The 16,304-nt window shown below is 66.4% G+C and carries 20 protein-coding genes; 13 read left to right on the top strand and 7 right to left on the bottom strand.

All coding sequences use genetic code 11. From position 1 onward, the window contains the following. Window positions 1-2: 2 nt before the first annotated feature. The 3 genes from AYJ57_RS18740 to AYJ57_RS18730 all read right to left on the bottom strand — a co-directional run bounded on the left by AYJ57_RS18740 (window position 3) and on the right by AYJ57_RS18730 (window position 3,483). Window positions 3-980 carry an ABC transporter permease gene (locus AYJ57_RS18740; protein WP_066109588.1) on the bottom strand — a complete coding sequence of 326 codons (978 nt, stop codon included), beginning with the start codon at window positions 978-980 and terminating at the stop codon, window positions 3-5. A gap of 108 nt (window positions 981-1,088) precedes the next feature. After that, window positions 1,089-2,636 carry an ABC transporter substrate-binding protein gene (locus AYJ57_RS18735; RefSeq protein ID WP_066109584.1) on the bottom strand — a complete coding sequence of 516 codons (1,548 nt, stop codon included), beginning with the start codon at window positions 2,634-2,636 and terminating at the stop codon, window positions 1,089-1,091. Window positions 2,637-2,712: 76 nt separating this feature from the next. Continuing rightward, window positions 2,713-3,483 carry a class II aldolase/adducin family protein gene (locus tag AYJ57_RS18730; protein WP_066109580.1) on the bottom strand — a complete coding sequence of 257 codons (771 nt, stop codon included), beginning with the start codon at window positions 3,481-3,483 and terminating at the stop codon, window positions 2,713-2,715. A gap of 172 nt (window positions 3,484-3,655) precedes the next feature. On the opposite strand from AYJ57_RS18730, the gene AYJ57_RS18725 reads away from it, so the two are divergent. Continuing rightward, window positions 3,656-4,360: a GntR family transcriptional regulator gene (locus AYJ57_RS18725; RefSeq protein WP_066109577.1), complete on the top strand. Its 705-nt coding sequence runs from the start codon at window positions 3,656-3,658 to the stop codon at window positions 4,358-4,360. Window positions 4,361-4,378: 18 nt separating this feature from the next. Here the strand turns inward: AYJ57_RS18725 and AYJ57_RS18720 are convergent, their stop codons facing one another. Then, a complete protein-coding gene (locus AYJ57_RS18720) occupies window positions 4,379-4,636 on the bottom strand; it encodes a DUF2312 domain-containing protein (protein WP_066109573.1) in 258 nt (85 codons plus the stop codon). 79 nt (window positions 4,637-4,715) lie between these two features. On the opposite strand from AYJ57_RS18720, the gene AYJ57_RS18715 reads away from it, so the two are divergent. Further along, window positions 4,716-4,985, top strand: coding sequence for a hypothetical protein (locus tag AYJ57_RS18715; RefSeq protein WP_318246658.1), 270 nt, complete (start codon window positions 4,716-4,718; stop codon window positions 4,983-4,985). Here the strand turns inward: AYJ57_RS18715 and AYJ57_RS18710 are convergent. Both AYJ57_RS18710 and AYJ57_RS18705 read right to left on the bottom strand, forming a co-directional pair. Beyond that, window positions 4,972-7,011 carry an enoyl-CoA hydratase/isomerase family protein gene (locus AYJ57_RS18710; protein WP_083191367.1) on the bottom strand — a complete coding sequence of 680 codons (2,040 nt, stop codon included), beginning with the start codon at window positions 7,009-7,011 and terminating at the stop codon, window positions 4,972-4,974. The two genes, AYJ57_RS18715 and AYJ57_RS18710, sit on opposite strands and share 14 nt — an antisense overlap. Before the next feature lie 153 nt (window positions 7,012-7,164). Continuing rightward, window positions 7,165-7,395 (bottom strand): hypothetical protein, encoded by a 231-nt coding sequence (locus AYJ57_RS18705; protein WP_083191366.1) that lies wholly within the window; start codon window positions 7,393-7,395, stop codon window positions 7,165-7,167. Window positions 7,396-7,685: 290 nt separating this feature from the next. On the opposite strand from AYJ57_RS18705, the gene AYJ57_RS18700 reads away from it, so the two are divergent. From AYJ57_RS18700 to AYJ57_RS18680, 5 genes are all read left to right on the top strand, one after another. Continuing rightward, complete coding sequence (locus AYJ57_RS18700) at window positions 7,686-8,549, top strand: MBL fold metallo-hydrolase (protein WP_083191406.1); 864 nt, start codon at window positions 7,686-7,688, stop codon at window positions 8,547-8,549. 118 nt (window positions 8,550-8,667) lie between these two features. Then, the gene (locus tag AYJ57_RS18695) at window positions 8,668-9,093 is read left to right on the top strand and encodes a YeeE/YedE family protein (RefSeq protein WP_066109565.1); all 426 of its coding nucleotides are present in this window, start codon (window positions 8,668-8,670) and stop codon (window positions 9,091-9,093) included. Between the two features lies 1 nt (window position 9,094). Next, the gene (locus tag AYJ57_RS18690) at window positions 9,095-9,547 is read left to right on the top strand and encodes a YeeE/YedE family protein (protein WP_066109563.1); all 453 of its coding nucleotides are present in this window, start codon (window positions 9,095-9,097) and stop codon (window positions 9,545-9,547) included. Between the two features lie 10 nt (window positions 9,548-9,557). Then, window positions 9,558-9,992, top strand: coding sequence for a TIGR01244 family sulfur transferase (locus AYJ57_RS18685; protein ID WP_066109561.1), 435 nt, complete (start codon window positions 9,558-9,560; stop codon window positions 9,990-9,992). Between the two features lie 235 nt (window positions 9,993-10,227). After that, window positions 10,228-11,409: a GAK system CofD-like protein gene (locus tag AYJ57_RS18680; protein ID WP_066109558.1), complete on the top strand. Its 1,182-nt coding sequence runs from the start codon at window positions 10,228-10,230 to the stop codon at window positions 11,407-11,409. Window positions 11,410-11,461: 52 nt separating this feature from the next. Here the strand turns inward: AYJ57_RS18680 and AYJ57_RS18675 are convergent, their stop codons facing one another. Continuing rightward, window positions 11,462-12,997, bottom strand: coding sequence for a DUF2252 domain-containing protein (locus tag AYJ57_RS18675; RefSeq protein WP_083191365.1), 1,536 nt, complete (start codon window positions 12,995-12,997; stop codon window positions 11,462-11,464). Between the two features lie 339 nt (window positions 12,998-13,336). On the opposite strand from AYJ57_RS18675, the gene AYJ57_RS18670 reads away from it, so the two are divergent. From AYJ57_RS18670 to AYJ57_RS18645, 6 genes are all read left to right on the top strand, one after another. Beyond that, on the top strand, window positions 13,337-13,480 hold the full coding sequence (locus AYJ57_RS18670; protein ID WP_157374265.1) for a hypothetical protein: 144 nt from the start codon (window positions 13,337-13,339) through the stop codon (window positions 13,478-13,480). Then, entirely contained in the window at window positions 13,477-13,827 is a 351-nt protein-coding gene (locus AYJ57_RS18665) for a GlsB/YeaQ/YmgE family stress response membrane protein (RefSeq protein WP_237220227.1), read from the top strand. Before AYJ57_RS18670 ends, AYJ57_RS18665 begins: the two co-directional genes overlap by 4 nt. A gap of 59 nt (window positions 13,828-13,886) precedes the next feature. Then, the gene (locus AYJ57_RS18660) at window positions 13,887-14,198 is read left to right on the top strand and encodes a hypothetical protein (RefSeq protein WP_066109553.1); all 312 of its coding nucleotides are present in this window, start codon (window positions 13,887-13,889) and stop codon (window positions 14,196-14,198) included. 18 nt (window positions 14,199-14,216) lie between these two features. Further along, window positions 14,217-14,495 carry a hypothetical protein gene (locus tag AYJ57_RS18655; protein ID WP_066109552.1) on the top strand — a complete coding sequence of 93 codons (279 nt, stop codon included), beginning with the start codon at window positions 14,217-14,219 and terminating at the stop codon, window positions 14,493-14,495. Between the two features lie 73 nt (window positions 14,496-14,568). Further along, window positions 14,569-15,588, top strand: coding sequence for a L,D-transpeptidase (locus AYJ57_RS18650; protein ID WP_066109550.1), 1,020 nt, complete (start codon window positions 14,569-14,571; stop codon window positions 15,586-15,588). Continuing rightward, window positions 15,585-16,208 (top strand): SH3 domain-containing protein, encoded by a 624-nt coding sequence (locus AYJ57_RS18645; RefSeq protein WP_066109547.1) that lies wholly within the window; start codon window positions 15,585-15,587, stop codon window positions 16,206-16,208. The genes AYJ57_RS18650 and AYJ57_RS18645 overlap by 4 nt, the downstream gene beginning before the upstream one ends. Window positions 16,209-16,304: the final 96 nt, after the last annotated feature.

Genomic DNA, 16,304 nt, shown 5'->3' with positions numbered 1-16,304 from the left:
CGTTACGCGCGCGCGCCGATGCGCGGATCGACAAGCCGGTAGACGATGTCGGTCACGATGTTGAACAGGATCACCATGGCCGCCGACACGAGGAAGACGCCGAGGATGGTGTTGTAGTCGCGCGCCGCGAGGCTCTCGAACATCAGCCGCCCGATGCCGGGCCATGCAAAGACGGTCTCGGTCAGCACCGCGCCGCCCACCAGTTGGCCCGCCTGCAGGCCCGCCAGCGTCACCACCGGCAGGATCGCGTTGCGCAGGATGTGGCGGCGGCGGATGGCGGGGCCCGAAAGGCCCTTGGCCTTGGCGGTCTTGACGAAATCAAGCTGGCTCACCTCGAGCATCGAGGCGCGGGTCATGCGCATGTAGACGGCCATGAAGAAGAGCCCCAGCGTCAGCGCTGGCAGCACGAGGTGCTTGGCGATGTCGATCACCCGCGCCATCCCGGTGTAATCCGCGCCGACCGTCTCATAGCCGAAACCGGGCAGCCAGCCGAGCCAGACCGAGAACACCAGCACCGCCATCAGCGCCGCCCAGTAAAGCGGCGTCGCGTAGAACAGCAGCGCCAGCGTGGTCAGCAGGCTGTCAGAGGCTTTGCCCACGCGGGCCGAAGCGGCAACGCCGAAGGCGATGCCCAGCACCAGCGAGATCACGAAGGCGGTCAGCGTCAGCAGCAGCGTCGCGGGCAGGCGCTCGGCGATCAGTTCGGCCACGGGCGCGCCTTGGCGGAAGGAATACCCCAGATCAAGCGTCAGTACACTGCCGACGTATTTGCCCAGCTGCACGTAGAACGGCTGGTCGAGGCCGAAGCGCTCGCGCAGTTGCTCGATCATCTGCTCGTCGGCGGCCCCGGCCTCGCCCGCCAGCACCACCGCCGGATCACCCGGCGCCGCGTGCAGCAGGCAGAAATTCAGGACCGCGATGGCCAGAAGCGTCACGAAGGCCTTGAAGGCCCGCGACAGGATGACTGTGAATATGCTCATTGGCCCCCGTCGATTCAGCGGTCGTCCCGTTGGTTCCTGCCCCCTCTGGCGATCCTGCCGGGGAGCGGTTTGAGGGCGGGCCGCCGGGGCCCGCCCCTTTTGCGAGGATTACTCTTCGACCCAGGCGTCGCGGGTGCCGTCGTTGATGCCGATCGCGGTGGTCACCAGATCCTTGACGTCGCAGCGGTAGATGGTCGGGAACTCAAGCTCCTGCAGCCATGCCACCGGCACGTCGTCGACGATCTCTTTCTGGATCTCGGCATAGGCCGCGGCGCGTTCCTCGGGGGTGACCATCGTGGCCGCCGCCGCCCATTTGGCGTCAAGCTCGGGGTTCTCATAGCCCTCGACGTTGTTCCACGGGCTGCCCTTCTTGATCCGGTCGGCAGTGTAGTTGCGCGACACACCAAGCGCCGGATCGCCGTACTGATAGAGGTAGGTGAAGGCCAGATCATAGTCCCACTGCGAGGTCTTCTCGTTCCAGCCCGCCACATCGGTGCTGTCGATCTCGGCATTGATGCCAACTTCCGAAAGGTTCTGGCGCACCGCTTCGGCCCAGCGTTGCCACGTCTCGCCATAGGGCAGCGGCAGGATGCGGACCGGCGCGCCGTCATAGCCCATCTCCTCGAGCAGCGCTTCGGCTTTCTCGGGGTCGTGGGTGTATTGGGTGACGTCGTCGCTGTAGAAGTTGGTTGCCGAGGCGACCGGGCCGGTGGCGACCTTGCCGAAGCCGTTCCACACCACGTCCTTCACGAACTCGCGGTCCATGGCGTACATCACCGCCTGACGGAAGCGCACGTCAGAGGTCGGCCCTTCGCGGTTGTTCATCCACATCCAAGCCAGCGGCGCGAAGAATTCCCAGCCAGCGCCGGTGGAGCAGACGCCCTCCATCTCGGTCAGGCGCGGCACGTCCCAGTTCTCGACCGAGCCGCCGGGCAGCACGTCCACTTCGCCGGTCTCGAAGGCCACAGCGCGGGCGGCGGCATCGGGGATCACGCGGTAATAGACCTCATCGAGGTAGGGCTTGCCGTCGAGGTAATAGTCCTCGTTCTTCACGAGGTGGATGTAGCTGCCCTTTTCCCATTTCTCGAACTTGAACGGGCCGGTGCCGATGGGCGTCGCGTTCATCTCGTTGGTGGCGTAATCGGTGCCCTCATAGATGTGCTTGGGCACGATCGGCATGGTGCCGACCTCGAAGGCGTTGATGAACGGGCCAAAGGGCTCTTTCAGCTGGAACACCACGGTGGTGTCGTCGGGCGCGGTGATGCTCTCCACATAGGCCAGCGAGGCGCGCAGACGGGCGTGGGTCTCGCGCAGGAAGACATCGGCCGAGAACACCACATCCTCGGCGGTGAAGGGCTCGCCGTCGTGCCAAGTGACGCCGTCATGCAGCTTGAACGTGTAGGTCAGACCGTCGTCCGAGATTTCCCAGCTTTCGGCAAGGCTCGGCTGCGGCTCAAGGTCCGAATTGTAGCGCAGCAGGCTCTCGTAGATATCGCCCGCCACCAACTGCGTCGGGCCGTTCTGCACGAGGCCGAGCATCAGCCCCGGCGGTTCCGGCTGCACGACGATGTCGAGGCGGCCGCCTTCCTGCTGCGCGGCAAGCGGCGCGGCAAGAGCGGCGGCGATCAGGAAAGTGGTCGCTCTGAGTTTGTTCATGATGGTCCCTGTCGGTTTTGATTGTCTGCTTTTCTTTGAAAGTCAGGCCCCGTTTACTGCCGGGGCGCGCAGTGGCTCAGCCCCGGTAGTCCGGGGCGTGAGCGTCGAGCCGTCGCAGTTGCGCGGCCCATTCCGGATCGGGTTTGCCGCGCTCTTCGACGCCGTCATAGGCGCGCTGATATTGGCTGGCGGTGTGTTCTGCCACGGCCTCGGGCAACACGTCCGCCGTCAGCCCCATGCCGAGCGCGGCAACCTGCGCCTTGCACGAGCGTTCGAGGTTGAGCGCCAGTTTGACCGCTTCGGCCACCGAACGGCCCAGCAGCAGCGTGCCGTGGTTGCGCAGCAGCATGACCTGCTTTTCGCCAAGGTCGGCGACGATGCGTTCCCGCTCGGCCAGATCCAGCGCGATGCCCTCGTAGTCATGATAGGCGATGCGATTGTGGAACTGCGCCGACCATTGGTTGAGGCTGAGCAGCCCTTCCTTGACCGATGAGACCGCAACCCCCGCCACGGTGTGCGTGTGCAGCACGCAGACCGCATCATGGCGCGCCATATGCACGGCGGAATGAATGGTGAAGCCCGCAGCGTTGACCCCAGCGCCATAGGGATCGTCGATCACCGCGCCGGTCTCATCCACCGTGACCAGATTGGCGGCGGTCACCTCGTCGAAGCGCAGACCGAAGGGGTTCAGCAAAAACCGCTTCTCGCCGCCGGGCCCATCGGGCAGCCGCGCCGAGATATGGGTGTAAATGCCGTCGTCCATCCCCTCGAGCGCAATCAGCCGGTAAGCGGCGGCAAGGTCGCGGCGAAGGTCCTGCACCTCGGGGGGTGTTGTGCCATCGGGCATGAGAGGCTCCCTAGGATCGCTCACCTCAGAGGCGAGTCATTCTGCTGCATTTACAGACAGACTAAGGGCAGCGCCCCCATCTCGGTCAAGTGAATTGTCGACAATCGGCAAAACGACAATTACTCTGGAGAAAATTCGGGCAGCAGACCCTCAGAGTATCCCGCAACGTAAAATGGCCAAATCACCACAAACACCCGGCTTTCAGCCGCTCGACCGCGAAGGGCTGGTGCAGCAGGTCTCGACCCTGCTGACCAAGGCCATCGTCACCGGCCAGCTTGCGCCGGGCGCGCGCCTGTCCGAATCCGTCGTCGCGCGCGAGTTGGGCGTCAGCCGCGCCCCGGTGCGCGAGGCGGCGCGGTTGCTCGAAAACTCTGGTCTGGTCACCTATCACGCCAATCGCGGCTTCTTCGTGCGCGAGACATCTGCCGAGGCGCTGAGCAACCTTTATGAGCTGCGCATCGTCATCGAGACCGCCGCCGCGATGCGGGTCATCCGCCACGGGCTTTCCGAGACCATAGACCGGCTGGCGGCACAAATCGACGCGCTGCACGAGGTCGCGCAGCAAGGCGCCGACATGCTGACGCAGGTCGAGGCGGACATGGAATTTCATCGGCTGCTCTGCGCAGGCAGCGGCAACCCGAAATTCCTACATGTGTTTGAACAGATTGCTACCGAGACCGAGTTCTCGATCATGGTCATCGGGCGGCTTTACGACGATCCGCATAAGATCGCGGAAACCCACGAGCCCATCGTGAACGCCCTGCGCCGCGGCGACGAGGCCGGTACCCGCCACGCGATCGGCTATCATATCGGCGTCGCGCAGGATCTGGTGACCGAACAGTTCCGCAGGCTTGAGAGCGGAAGCGCCGAGCCCTGACGGGCCCGGCAGAGAGGCTTACGCCATGCCGAGCGCGGCCTTATACATCTCGAGCACCGCTTCTTCTTCGGCGATGTCGTCCTGATCGCGCTTGCGCAGCGCGATGACCTTGCGCATGACCTTGGTGTCATAGCCGCGGCCTTTCGCCTCGGCCATCACCTCTTTCTGCTGGTCGGCGATTTCCTTTTTTTCCATCTCGAGCCGTTCGAAACGCTCGATGAACTGCTTGAGCTCGCCCGCTGCGACGCCATAGGCGCCGGAATCATTGTCCTGCATCACATCATCTCCTGCCGGTATCGGGCGATTGACTACCCCCCCTACCCGCGCCCATCAAGGGGTTGCGGCGCGGGGGGCGATGCAGTACCCGGCGCCGCATCTCAATGCGCATCACATTCAGGGGATTTGCGGCATGGAATGGCTGATCTGGACCGGCGCTGCGGTCTCTCTCGCGGGGCTGCTTGGCCTTTTCTGGTGCATCTTCCGCGTCTGGAGCGCGAAACGCGCCGGGATGGACGACGAAGCGCTGCGCGCGGTGATGCGCAAGATCGTGCCGATCAACATGGGCGCATTGCTGCTGTCGGTCTTCGGTCTCGTGATGGTGCTGATCGGGGTTATGCTCGGCTGAGCCAGCGCCCCGCGGCTGGCGCGCCTGCGCCCGCAGCCACATCCCAATCACCGCCCGCAGCGGCCAGCGCCTGCCATGCGGGATGCGGTGCCCAGATCTCGCGGTCCGGATGCGTCACCTCCGCCAGCGCCTTGCGCAGCGCAGCCGCGCCAAGCTCGGAGGCCGCATGCATTGGGCCGCCGCGCCAACGCGGTAGGTCCAGCACCTGCAGCGCCACGAGGTCGATGTCCGAGGCGCAGCGCGCCATCCCGGTCTCGAGCATACGCGCGCCTTCATTGGCAAGCGCCGCCAACAGCAGAGCGCGCAGTCGCGCCGCAGGCATGGGATCCGCCGCGGGCCGCGTCTCGTTCAAAAGCGCCTCTACCTCCGCGCTGGCATGCGGCTTTCCCGCCGCATCCCAATCGTAAAACCCCGCATCGCCGCTGCGCCCCGGTCGGCCCGCGCCCGCCAGAACGCTGGCCCAGTTTGCCGCGCCCGGCCCGCGCTGCTGCGCGCCGAGCCGGTCGAGCCCCATCTGATCGCGCCGCACGAAGGGGCCGCGCCGCCAGCCCCAGACCCGGCAGGCTGCGTCGATGGCGTCGGGGCTCTGCCCGAGATCGACCAGCGCATCCGCCGCACGGCACAGCACGTCAAAGAGCCGTCCGCCGAGGCTCTCGCCACCGGATTGCACACGCAGCGCGAGCTTCCCGAGACGCAGCGCCAGCGCCTCGACCTCGGCCAGACGATCGGCGCGGGCGCCGGGGCCCGCGATGACCTCGACCAGCCGGGGCGCGACCGGCGTCGGCGCGAACCGCAGGCCAATGCCATCCACCCGCGCGGGATAGGCGATGACGCGGATGGCGTCTTCGGGGATCGGCACGGCGCGCTGCCCCGGCCCCGCAAGCAGCACGATCCGCGCCGCAGCGGCCATCTCAGCGGCCGCACCGACGCGCAGCCGCTCCAGCGGGGAAGTTTCGTCGTCACCGTCGGATTGCGGACCAAGCCGGTCGCGCAGCGCGATCACCCCGGCGTGCAGCGCCTCGGGCGTATCGCAGCCCCAGTCGACCTCTTCTCCGGCGGCGAGCAGTCCCTGCACCATGGGCACCGCGAGCGGCCCGTCGCCCAGCACCGCCACATGTCCGCGGCGCGCAAGACCGCGCGGCACAGCCTCGAAAGCCGAGCGCTCGGCAGCGGCGCAGGCACGCAGCGCGCGCCCCGCATCGGAGGCGCGGCAGTCCTCATAAGCGTCCGCTTCGAAGGCGAGACCGGAGGCGAAGGGCAAAAGCTGCGCCGCTTCCACGGCGGCGACGATCTCGCGACGCGCGGGGTTTGGCTCTTTGGCGGTCTCGGCCCGACGCGCGGCGACGGCGCGCTGATACTCTGCCGGGTCGGCAAACCCCTCGCGCCTCGCGGCGGACGGGCGCGGACCCAGCCCCTCGGCGCGCAGTTCAGCGCAGAAGGCACGAACCTCCTCGTCGAGCGGGCCTTGCGCAAGCCGGTCGAGCAGCGCCGCCTGCGGCGCCGCGTCGAGCAAAACTGCCTTGCCGGAGAGCAGCAGATCAAGCGCCGGTCCGGCGCCAAGCAGCCGCGGAAGTCGCTGCGTCGCGCCAGCGACGGGCGGCAGCCCGAGCAGATGATTGGTGAGGCCAAAGCGGGTGCCGGGGGAGGCAACGCGGTAATGCGCGGCCAGCGCAAGCTCGGCCCCCGTGCCAAGCGCCGCACCCTGCAGCGCCGCGATCACCGGCTTGCCGCAGCGCTCGATGCGCAGGCAAAGCTCAGCGGCACCCGGCATAGCGCGCGTTTGCGGGGCGCGCGATTCAAGCTCGGACGGCAGCTCGCCCTTGGAAAAGCAGCCATCCGCCCCGTGCAGCACGATGCAGGCCACGGCGGCATCCGCCTCCGCCCGCTCAAGCGCGGCATCGAGCGCGGCGCACAGAGATGCGGTCAGCCGGTTTCCGTCCCGGCCCGAAAGACCAAGCCAAGCGATCCCGTCCTCGATCTGCTCGTCGATCCCTTCAAGCGTCGCCGCGCCGTCCATCCCCGCCATCTGCCTGCCCTTCCCGACCGGGCGCAGCCGCGCCCCCTGCCCGTTGCTCCTGCCATCTCGGCATCACAGCGAGCTAGTGGGTTCCAGCAGGTACGGCAAGCAAAGAAATGGGACGCTCGCCTTACGGTAGCGCGGGGCGGCGCGGGGCGCCCGTCAGATCGGCATATTGTCGAAACGCGCCTCGATTTCGGCGTCTTCCTCGCTGCGCAAAAGCTCGCGCAGATGCGCTGGCATGTGCTGGCCGCGCGCATGCAACTCTTCAGCGAGCCGCTGAAGCTCGGCCACCAGCGCCGCGTGTTCGGCCCCGGAAACCTCGCCCAATGCGACGTCAATCGCGTCGATCCGCCGCTTCAATCTGTCGTCCATGCGATGTGTTTCGGTCATGTGCCTTCTCCTCCATGTCCCAGCCTTGGTCCCAGCCCTAGACCCAGCCCTGAGCCCACCCTGGCTGCGCGTCACGATACTCACGGCAGGCCGCCCAAAGCGGGCGTGGGCGATGCGTGCCTAAGCGCCGCCAAATGCCAATGGTCCCACGGCAGTCCGGCAGCCCCGCCTGTGCGTGAATCATGCACCTTAAGCGTGAGCGTCACCATGATATGCGTCAATCGCAACGAATCCTTGAATACATATTCAGCTTTGCCTATATGAATTTCAAATCGGAGGATCAGACCATGATGTCACCTGAAGTTTCCGCCTTTTTCGATGAGGCCACCAACACCATCTCCTATGTCGTGCGCGACCCGTCGGGCACCGCCTGCGCGGTCGTCGACAGCGTGTTGGATTTCGACTACGCCTCCGGCCGCACCGACACCCGTTCCGCCGATGCGATCATCGCCTTCGTGAAGGAAAAGGGCTATAAGGTCGAATGGCTGCTCGAAAGCCACGTCCACGCCGATCACCTTTCCGCCGCGCCCTACATCCAGCGCGAACTGGGCGGCAAAATCGGCATCGGCGAGCGCATCACCGTGGTACAGGACACCTTCGGCAAAGTCTTCAACGAAGGCACCGAGTTCCAGCGCGACGGCTCGCAGTTCGACCAGCTTTTTGAAGAAGGCGACAGCTTTCACATCGGCCAGCTGCGCGGCGACGTGCTGCACACGCCGGGCCACACCCCGGCCTGCCTGACCTATGTGATCGGCGATGCCGCTTTTGTTGGCGACACGCTGTTCATGCCCGACTTTGGTACCGCCCGCTGCGACTTCCCCGGCGGCTCGTCCGAAACGCTCTTCGCCTCGATCCAGAAGATCCTCGCGCTGCCCGACGACACCCGCATCTTCGTGGGCCATGACTACAAGGCACCGGGCCGCGACGAATACGCGTGGGAGACCACCGTGGGCGAGCAAAAGGCGCTGAACATCCACGTGGGTGCCGGCAAATCGGCCGAGGACTTCGTGCAGATGCGCGACGCCCGCGACGCCACGCTGGCGATGCCGAAACTGATCATCCCGTCGCTGCAGGTGAACATGCGCGCCGGGCAGATGCCGCCCGCCGACGAAAAGGGCGACGTCTTTCTGAAAGTCCCGGTCAACAAACTCTGACCGGACGCCTCATTTCCGCTCACGGACGGGGCGCGTGCCTCCGCAGACCTGCGGAGGCACGACACATTGTGCAGTGCAGGGCCGCACCAAGGCGGCCGAACGACAAGGAAACGCGCGAATGCAACCAGATTGGATTTGGGGCCTCATCGGCGGCCTTCTGATCGGCACCGGCGGGGCGGTCTATCTGCTCGTCAACGGCCGCATCATGGGGGCCTCGGGGATCATCGGCGGGCTGGTGGACGGATCCGCCGGGTCGACGAAATGGGAAAAGCTGAGCTTCATCGTCGGCGTCATCCTGCTGCCGATCCTGCTGCTGCCGCTCTATGGCACGGTCGACACCCATATCACCGACAACATCCCGGTGCTGGTCGCCGCAGGCCTGCTGGTCGGCGTCGGCACGCGGCTGGCCAATGGCTGCACCTCCGGCCACGGGGTCTGCGGCATGTCGCGGCTGTCGGTGCGCGGCTTCGTCGCCACCTGCTGCTACATTCTCGCCGGCGGCGTCGGCGTGGTCCTGTTCCGCCACATCCTTGGAGTGATCTGACATGGGCAATTCCTCTGCAGCCCGCCTTTTCTTTGCTCTCGTCGCCGGGGGCCTCTTCGGCGCAGGTCTTTTCATCTCGGGCATGACTGACACCGCGAAGGTGCAAGGCTGGCTCGACGTGTTCGGCGCATGGGATCCGACGCTGGCCTTCGTGATGGGCGGCGCAATGATCCCCATGGCGCTGGCATGGCTCTTCGCCCGCAAGCGCACGATCTCGGCCCTCGGCACACCGCTGCCGCCCAAGCCGGGCACGCAGATCGACCGCAAGCTGGTCATCGGCTCGCTGCTGTTCGGTGTGGGCTGGGGCCTTGCGGGCCTCTGCCCGGGTCCGTCCATCGCCTCGCTGAGCTATGGCGGCACGGGTCTGTATATTTTCGTGGCAGCGATGCTCACCGGCATGGTCGCGGCGCCGATGCTGCGCAGGAGACTCGACAAGCCGGTGGCGGCGGAATAATCCCAAAGCCATGGATCTGAACCGCATCACCCCCCGCTACACCGTCTCGCCGCAGATCGCGGTGGAGGATGTCCCCGCCCTCGCAGAAGCAGGGTTCAAACTGGTCATCTGCAACCGCCCCGACGGCGAGGTGCCGCCCGAACTGCAGGCCGAGACCATCGGCGCGGCGGTGACCGCGGCAGGCATGGAGTTCGCCGTGCTTCCCGTCACCCATGACGGGCTGACGCTGGATCTGATTACCCAGCAGGCCGAGCTGATCGAGAACGCAGACGGCCCGGTCTTCGCCTACTGCCGCTCGGGCACCCGCTGCGCCACCGTCTGGGCCATGGGTCAGGCTGGCAAACAGCCGGCGGATGACATCCTTCTGGCGACCGCCAAGGCGGGCTATTCGCTCGATGGGCTGCGCCCGACGCTGGCCGCCATCGCCGAGCGCGGCGGCGCCTAAGCCGCCAGCCCCACCCTCGAACACATGACATGCGCTGCCCCCTCGGGCGGCGCATGTTTGCATTTGCGCCAGCGATCTTCACCTGAGCGCGCTTCCGCGGGGCGGCCGCGCCTGTGGGATCGGCTATTCCCTCCTGCGCCGCCCGCAGGTTAGGCTGCGGCAAAAGAAGACCGGCAGACAACGCCACGGGCAGCGAGGGCACCCCCATGAACGGCACGAGCAGCACGAGCCTCCGATGACGAGGGTCAGCATACAGCGCAGCGCCAGGCTCCCGGACGATCTGCGCGTCGCCCGCTCGCTCAGCGCGCCGCACCTCGGGCCGCGGCTGCTGTTCTTCAGCGGGGGTAGCGCGCTCAACCAGATCTCTCGCGCGCTGAAAAGCTACACCTACAACTCGGCGCATCTCATCACCCCGTTCGACAGCGGCGGCAGCAGTCAGGTGCTGCGCGAGGCCTTCGACATGCCCGCCGTCGGCGACCTGCGCAGCCGACTGATGGCGCTGGCCGACGAAAGCGATCTGGGCCAGCCCGACATTTTCCGCCTGTTCAGCCACCGCCTGCCCAAGAACGGCGACGCCAAGGCGCTGCGGCAGGAGGTGGCGGCGCTGGTCGCGGGCAAGCATCCTCTGCTGAAGGCCATCTCCACGCCGATGGGGCTGCTGATCCAAGATTTCCTGAACGCATTCCACGCCGCCGCGCCGGAAGATTTCGACTATCGCAACGCCAGCATCGGCAACCTCATCCTTGCGGGCGGGTATCTCGGCCATGGGCGGCTGCTCGAGCCGGTGCTGTTCCTGATGTCGAAGATGGTGGATGTGCGCGGCACGGTGCGCGGGGTCGTCGATTGCAACCTGCACCTCGGCGTCGAACTGGCGGACGGGCGCAAAATTTTTGGCCAGCGCGAGATCAGCGGCAAGGAAGCACCGCCCATCGACACGCCGATCGCGCGCCTGTTTCTGAGCGAGCACGGCTACGAGGTGCCCGCCGGTTCGGTGCCGCTGCCCAAACGCAACCGCAAGCTCATCCGCCGCGCCGATCTCATCTGCTATCCGCCCGGCAGCCTGTTTTCTTCGGTGACCGCCAACCTGCTGCCCGCAGGCGTGGGGCGGACCATTGCGGCGAGCGCGGTGCCCAAGGTCTATGTCCCCAGTCTTGGGCATGACCCGGAAGCGTTCGGGCTGAGCCTCGCCGACCGCGTGGCCGCGATCATTGCGCCGCTGCGCGCAGATGCCGGGATGGACACGCCTGCAACGCGGCTGATGACCCATGTGCTGTGTGACAGCGCCGAAGACCCGAGCGCCTGCGCCGAGGTCAGCCAAAGGCACGGCATTCCGTGCCACCGCCTGCCCCTGCGCGGCGACGAGCCCGACCGCTACGACCGCAGCAAGGTCTGCGCGGCGCTGGTCTCGATGGTCTGAGGGCGCAGATTGCGCGGGGGGCGCAGCCGCCCCCCACAAGCGCTTTGCCAGATCAACGGTAGCGCTTCTCGGTCACCTCGAAGGCACCAAGCTCCAGATCGCGGCGGAACATCTCATGGTCCCGGCGCAGACGCTCGACCGCCTCTTCGGCAAAGCAAAGCATGTCGTCGATGAACAGGTCCCCCGGTTCCATCGCCTGCAGGATCGCCGGTTCGATGTCATAGTCGAGCTGTCCCAGATCATCCGAGCGCGCATGCGCCTGCGCCAGCACATAGCCGCAGGCATGGGCGTAGCGCTTCCATTCCTTCTTCGAGAAATCATCGAGATCGGCGTCATTGCGGAACGGTGCGCGCTCGCGCGACATAAAGCTTTCGCCCTCGATCTCGACGTTTCCGTAGAAGACGTCGCCCTGCGCCAGATGCACAGATTGGCCGTGGGCGATGCGGTCGCCCTGATCCCCGGCGTTAAAGTCATGCGCCGGAACCAGCCCCTCAAGCGCCGAGCGGCGGGCCTTCTTGAATTCGATGATGATGTCGTCGGTGGCATTCTCCGACGGCCCCTCAAGCAGCACGTAGAACCGCGGCAGACCCAGCGACGCCGTGCCCTGCCCATGACGCATCGCCACGTCCTTCACCGTCAGCGGACCGTGCCGACCGCCCGGCTCGATACCGTTCTGCTTGGCCAGCTTGTCGACCAGCTTCTGGAACTCGTCGCGGCGGCTCGACACCGGGGTCAGCTCGTCATTGGCGCGAAAGCCGAGGCCGGTCTCTTCGAGATAACGGCCCTTCAGCCAGTCCTCGCGCGAACGGCGCACCTTCTTGAACAGCGGGCGGATGATATCCGGGCAATTGTCCTCGCGCATCTCGCTCTGCTGCTCGGTGTTGTGCTCGGCAAAGAACTCCATGCCCTCGCGATAGCCCTCGAGGAATTTCTTGGCGATCTTGCGCTGCTTCTTACGCCCCAGATCGCCTTCCTCTTCCGCCGCGATCAGGAAGCCCACGGCGCCGCGTTTGAGGTCCCACACGAAGGGCGCGTAGATCACATCGTCGAAGTCGTTCACACCGAAGATCGGCACATTGTCGGCGTTCGGCATGACCCCGAAATTGTCGGGATGCACGTCACCGAGGCACAGCACGGTCGGCATCCGCGCGTCGTCCCCCGCCATGTCGCGGTGAAAGAGCAGAGAGGTGCCCCGGAAAAACGAGAAGAAGCTGTCCGCCAGCACGTTGAACTTCTCTTCGGCGCCCGCCGCCTTCTGGTCGATGCGCACGGCGTGATCCTCGATGATCGTGCTGCGCACATGCAGACGCCGCGCCTGACCGGAAAGGTCGCGCGGACGGAAAACCACCGCCTCGTCGTCCACACGCCGCGCCAGCGCCGCATAGTCCTGCGTGCGGCGCTGCATCGTGGTGACCGGCGCATTGGCGCCCGCGTCTGCCATCTTGGTGTTGCCGGTCTCGCCGCGCGGCTGCGATTTGCGGCTCTTGGTGTTGCGTGTGGTGTTGCGGGCCTGAGACTTGGTGGTCTGGGTCTTCTTCGCCTGGGTGGTCTTGGACTGGGGGCGTTTGCTTTTCTGCGCGGTGCTCATCTCGGTCCTTTCGAATATCTTGCCATATCTGGGTTGCTTTCCCAACCGACGCAGCAACGCAGAGGTTCCGCCCAAAGCGGGCCGCGACAGGACTGAGCCGGGGCAGCGACTCCACGCAGCCGTTAAAGATGTATATCGAATGTATGATAAACTTCCGCGAGTTTCGGCTACGCTGCTCCCGTTATCCGAGCCGAATTGTTTTTCGAATCAAGTGTTTTGAACGCGCGCCAACGCGGCCCTTCGCGGCACACGCAGGCAGGCTCGCCCGTGCATCCACGGATGGCTCTGGACAGTTGGCGTGCCGATCCGCCGCAGGTGACCGATATGGGGATCCATCGCATGACACCGCGTTTCAACGGCCTCCGGGCAGCCGAGACCCTGCGCCGCGATGCCCTGACCAAAGCCAGCGGCTTTTCCTTCGCGCATCCGCGCGACCCATCCTCGGCGCCTCCGCGCGCCACCATCGAGGAGACCTACTCATGAGACATTTCCCAAGTATCGCCGCCGCCCTGCTCTTGGCCTCACCCGCGCTGGCACAGGAAACCACCGGCGAGGCCATGGCCGAAGGCGGCAATGCGCTGGTCGGGCTGATCATCACCTTGATCATCGGTGCGGTGATCGGCTGGATCGCCAGCATCATCATGAAGGGCGGCAGTTCCGGGCTGGGAATGAACATCATTCTCGGCATTGGCGGCGCCTTGCTGGCCGGGTTCATCTTCCCGCTGCTGGGCATTTCCTTCGGCGCGGGCCTGATCCCGACGATCATCGCCGGTGTCATCGGTGCGATCATCCTGATCCTGATCGTCCGCCTGCTGCGCGGCGCGACCTGAGGCCCCGCAGGGGCCATTTGCCCTTAGAAGACCGTTTTTCAGACCAAAGGGAGAGACCCATGACCATTTTCGCGACGCCCGCCCGTGCCGTGTATAGCCTCGCTGCGCTTGCCGCACTCGCCGCCTGCGGCGGATCGGAGACCTCCGAGCCGAACACCCGCCCGGCCACCGATGCCGAGGCGGCCTGCCTGCGCGACGTGGCCGAGATGGCCGGAACCACCGACGTCACCCTGATGGGCAACTCCCTGACCGCCGACGGAATCCTCGTGCAGATCGGCGTCGGCCCGGACCGCGCGAAATGGTCCTGCCTCGCGCGCTCCGACGGCAGCACGAGCGAGATCATGTCGACCACCGACGAAGGCGCGATGTAGGGCGATCGGACGCCTGCCATGCGCGCTGTGCTGACCGGGCTGATCTGGGGGATGCTGCTGGCCTACGCGGCGGCGCTCGCCCTGTTTCTGCTCGGTCAGTTCGGGCTGATGGGCGTCGAGAGAGACCCGCTGTCCGGCGTCTTTCTGATCCCGCTCGGCCTGCCGTGGAACCGCATGATCGACCTTTTCCCGCAGCCCAGTTGGCCTTGGCTCGCGGCGCTGGCGCCGCTGCTCAACATCGCCCTGCTGATCGCCCTGCGCGCACTTCTGCCCCGCCCCTCCCAAGCCCGGAAATAGCTGTTTGCCCCGCATGCCCTCTCGCCCCCTCCGCCCCGTGACACAGCCCGGGCCCCGCACCGACACACCCACGTTGCTAACCCGGCGCGGGCTGCTCTGCCTTGCCGCGCTCTCGATCAGCCCCGCCGCCCGCGCCCAGCAACTGCCGCTGGAGATCGCGCGCATGATGCCTGGCGAGTTTACGTGGCATCCCGAACGCGCGCCGCAAGGGGCGGTCGCCGTGATCATTTCGCTGCCCGAGCAGAGGGTGCATGTGTATCGCAACAGCGTGCGCATCGCGGTCTCGACCTGCACCACCGGGATGGAGGGCCATGAGACGCCCACCGGCGTGTTCACCATCCTACAAAAGGACGTCGACCACCATTCGTCGATCTACAACAACGCCCCCATGCCCAATATGCAGCGCCTCACTTGGGACGGGATCGCGCTGCACGCGGGCAACCTGCCGGGATATCCTGCGTCGCATGGCTGCGTGCGCCTGCCTTACGCGTTTTCCAAGCTGCTCTTCGGCATCACCCATCTCGGCACGCCGGTGATCGTGTCGGGCCACAGCAGCGACCCGTGGGAGCTCATTCATCCGGGGTTTGTGCTGGCGCGGCTCAGTCAGGCCGAGCTTGACGGCGCGGTGCGCGAGCTTGATGTGCGGCAGCGACCCTCCGACTGGCCCGATGAATGGGACGAGGCCGAGCCCTATCCGATCACCACCGCGCTCGTCACCTCGCCCGACCGGCGCATCACCCTGCTGCGCGACGGGCGTGAGGTGCTCACCGAGAGCTTTCTGCTCGACGACGACCGCCCCCTTGGCGAGCACGTACTGGTGCTGAGCGCCGCCGAGGCGGGCAAGTTGCGCTGGCTTGGCGTTACCCATCAGCCCGACCCAGAGCGCCCCCTGCAGCCCGAGACCAGCATCCTCGACCGGCTGATCCTCAACTCCGCCACCCGCGAGCGGCTGCTGACCTACGCCCATCCGGGCCTGACGCTGGTGATCTCGGATATCGCCGCCAGCCCCGACCGCCGCTCCGAGCGCGGCTTCGTGATCATGCAAAGCGGCCTGCTCCGCTCGCCCCAACCGCAGGAGGCGCCGCGGCCATGACCCCCGCCCTCCTATCGCGCACGCTGATGGTCCTGCTGCTGCTCACCGAGATGGCGCAGGCGCAATCGACGCCGCAGAGCGCCCTCGTCTATGTCACCAGCCAGAGCAGCCTGCGGATGCGCGGCGGCCCCTCTACTGAGGCTTCGGTGATCGCCGAGTTGGACCCCGGCGCGCTTTTGCGCAATCTCGGTTGCATCACAGCGCCCGAGCCTTGGTGCCAGATCCAGAGCCTCGACGGCGCGCGCGCGGGCTGGGTTGCCGCGGAATATCTCGCGCCCTTCGCCGGGGCCGACCCCGCCGCCCTCAGCAGCCCTGCGGTGCCCGCGACGGAGCTGCGCGACCTCGATCTGCGCCCCGGACTGATTTATGGCACCTTGGCCGCGGGCGGCATCCTCGATCTCGTCACCAGCGCGCCCGCCGACGAGGCCGTCACCCTGACGCTCGACGCGCCCGGCAATATCGCCCTCGCGGCCTTCGTCCGCCCGGCAACCTTGCTGGCGCGCGGCGACGCGGGAACGCCCGTCACGCTGGTGATGCCCGAAGGCGGCGATCTGCTGATCCGCCTTGCCGACCGCAGCGGCGCGGGCGGCGACTGGCAGCTTCTCTTCGCCTTCGACTGATCCTGTTCATCTCGTCCAATACGCACGCAAGGGTTGACGGCCCCACCGCGCTCCGAAAGGATCACCTCAAACGCTTTGCGCCGCCCAAGTCGTTTT

Origin of the sequence: Salipiger sp. CCB-MM3 (genome assembly GCF_001687105.1) — a bacterium.
Classification (GTDB): domain Bacteria; phylum Pseudomonadota; class Alphaproteobacteria; order Rhodobacterales; family Rhodobacteraceae; genus Salipiger.
This window is presented reverse-complemented; position numbering and strand designations above follow the sequence as displayed.

What these genes read in the sequence shown, in the direction of transcription:
- AYJ57_RS18665 (WP_237220227.1), top strand. Translation starts at nt 13,477, where the DNA reads ATGAGACATTTCCCAAGTATCGCCGCCGCCCTGCTCTTGGCCTCACCC.
- AYJ57_RS18690 (WP_066109563.1), top strand. Translation starts at nt 9,095, where the DNA reads ATGGGCAATTCCTCTGCAGCCCGCCTTTTCTTTGCTCTCGTCGCCGGG.
- AYJ57_RS18660 (WP_066109553.1), top strand. Translation starts at nt 13,887, where the DNA reads ATGACCATTTTCGCGACGCCCGCCCGTGCCGTGTATAGCCTCGCTGCG.
- AYJ57_RS18730 (WP_066109580.1), bottom strand. Translation starts at nt 3,483, where the DNA reads ATGCCCGATGGCACAACACCCCCCGAGGTGCAGGACCTTCGCCGCGAC.
- AYJ57_RS18675 (WP_083191365.1), bottom strand. Translation starts at nt 12,997, where the DNA reads ATGAGCACCGCGCAGAAAAGCAAACGCCCCCAGTCCAAGACCACCCAG.
- AYJ57_RS18710 (WP_083191367.1), bottom strand. Translation starts at nt 7,011, where the DNA reads ATGGCGGGGATGGACGGCGCGGCGACGCTTGAAGGGATCGACGAGCAG.
- AYJ57_RS18685 (WP_066109561.1), top strand. Translation starts at nt 9,558, where the DNA reads ATGGATCTGAACCGCATCACCCCCCGCTACACCGTCTCGCCGCAGATC.
- AYJ57_RS18705 (WP_083191366.1), bottom strand. Translation starts at nt 7,395, where the DNA reads ATGACCGAAACACATCGCATGGACGACAGATTGAAGCGGCGGATCGAC.
- AYJ57_RS18725 (WP_066109577.1), top strand. Translation starts at nt 3,656, where the DNA reads ATGGCCAAATCACCACAAACACCCGGCTTTCAGCCGCTCGACCGCGAA.
- AYJ57_RS18680 (WP_066109558.1), top strand. Translation starts at nt 10,228, where the DNA reads ATGACGAGGGTCAGCATACAGCGCAGCGCCAGGCTCCCGGACGATCTG.
- AYJ57_RS18670 (WP_157374265.1), top strand. Translation starts at nt 13,337, where the DNA reads ATGACACCGCGTTTCAACGGCCTCCGGGCAGCCGAGACCCTGCGCCGC.
- AYJ57_RS18720 (WP_066109573.1), bottom strand. Translation starts at nt 4,636, where the DNA reads ATGCAGGACAATGATTCCGGCGCCTATGGCGTCGCAGCGGGCGAGCTC.
- AYJ57_RS18655 (WP_066109552.1), top strand. Translation starts at nt 14,217, where the DNA reads ATGCGCGCTGTGCTGACCGGGCTGATCTGGGGGATGCTGCTGGCCTAC.
- AYJ57_RS18700 (WP_083191406.1), top strand. Translation starts at nt 7,686, where the DNA reads ATGTCACCTGAAGTTTCCGCCTTTTTCGATGAGGCCACCAACACCATC.
- AYJ57_RS18735 (WP_066109584.1), bottom strand. Translation starts at nt 2,636, where the DNA reads ATGAACAAACTCAGAGCGACCACTTTCCTGATCGCCGCCGCTCTTGCC.
- AYJ57_RS18695 (WP_066109565.1), top strand. Translation starts at nt 8,668, where the DNA reads ATGCAACCAGATTGGATTTGGGGCCTCATCGGCGGCCTTCTGATCGGC.
- AYJ57_RS18645 (WP_066109547.1), top strand. Translation starts at nt 15,585, where the DNA reads ATGACCCCCGCCCTCCTATCGCGCACGCTGATGGTCCTGCTGCTGCTC.
- AYJ57_RS18715 (WP_318246658.1), top strand. Translation starts at nt 4,716, where the DNA reads ATGCAGTACCCGGCGCCGCATCTCAATGCGCATCACATTCAGGGGATT.
- AYJ57_RS18740 (WP_066109588.1), bottom strand. Translation starts at nt 980, where the DNA reads ATGAGCATATTCACAGTCATCCTGTCGCGGGCCTTCAAGGCCTTCGTG.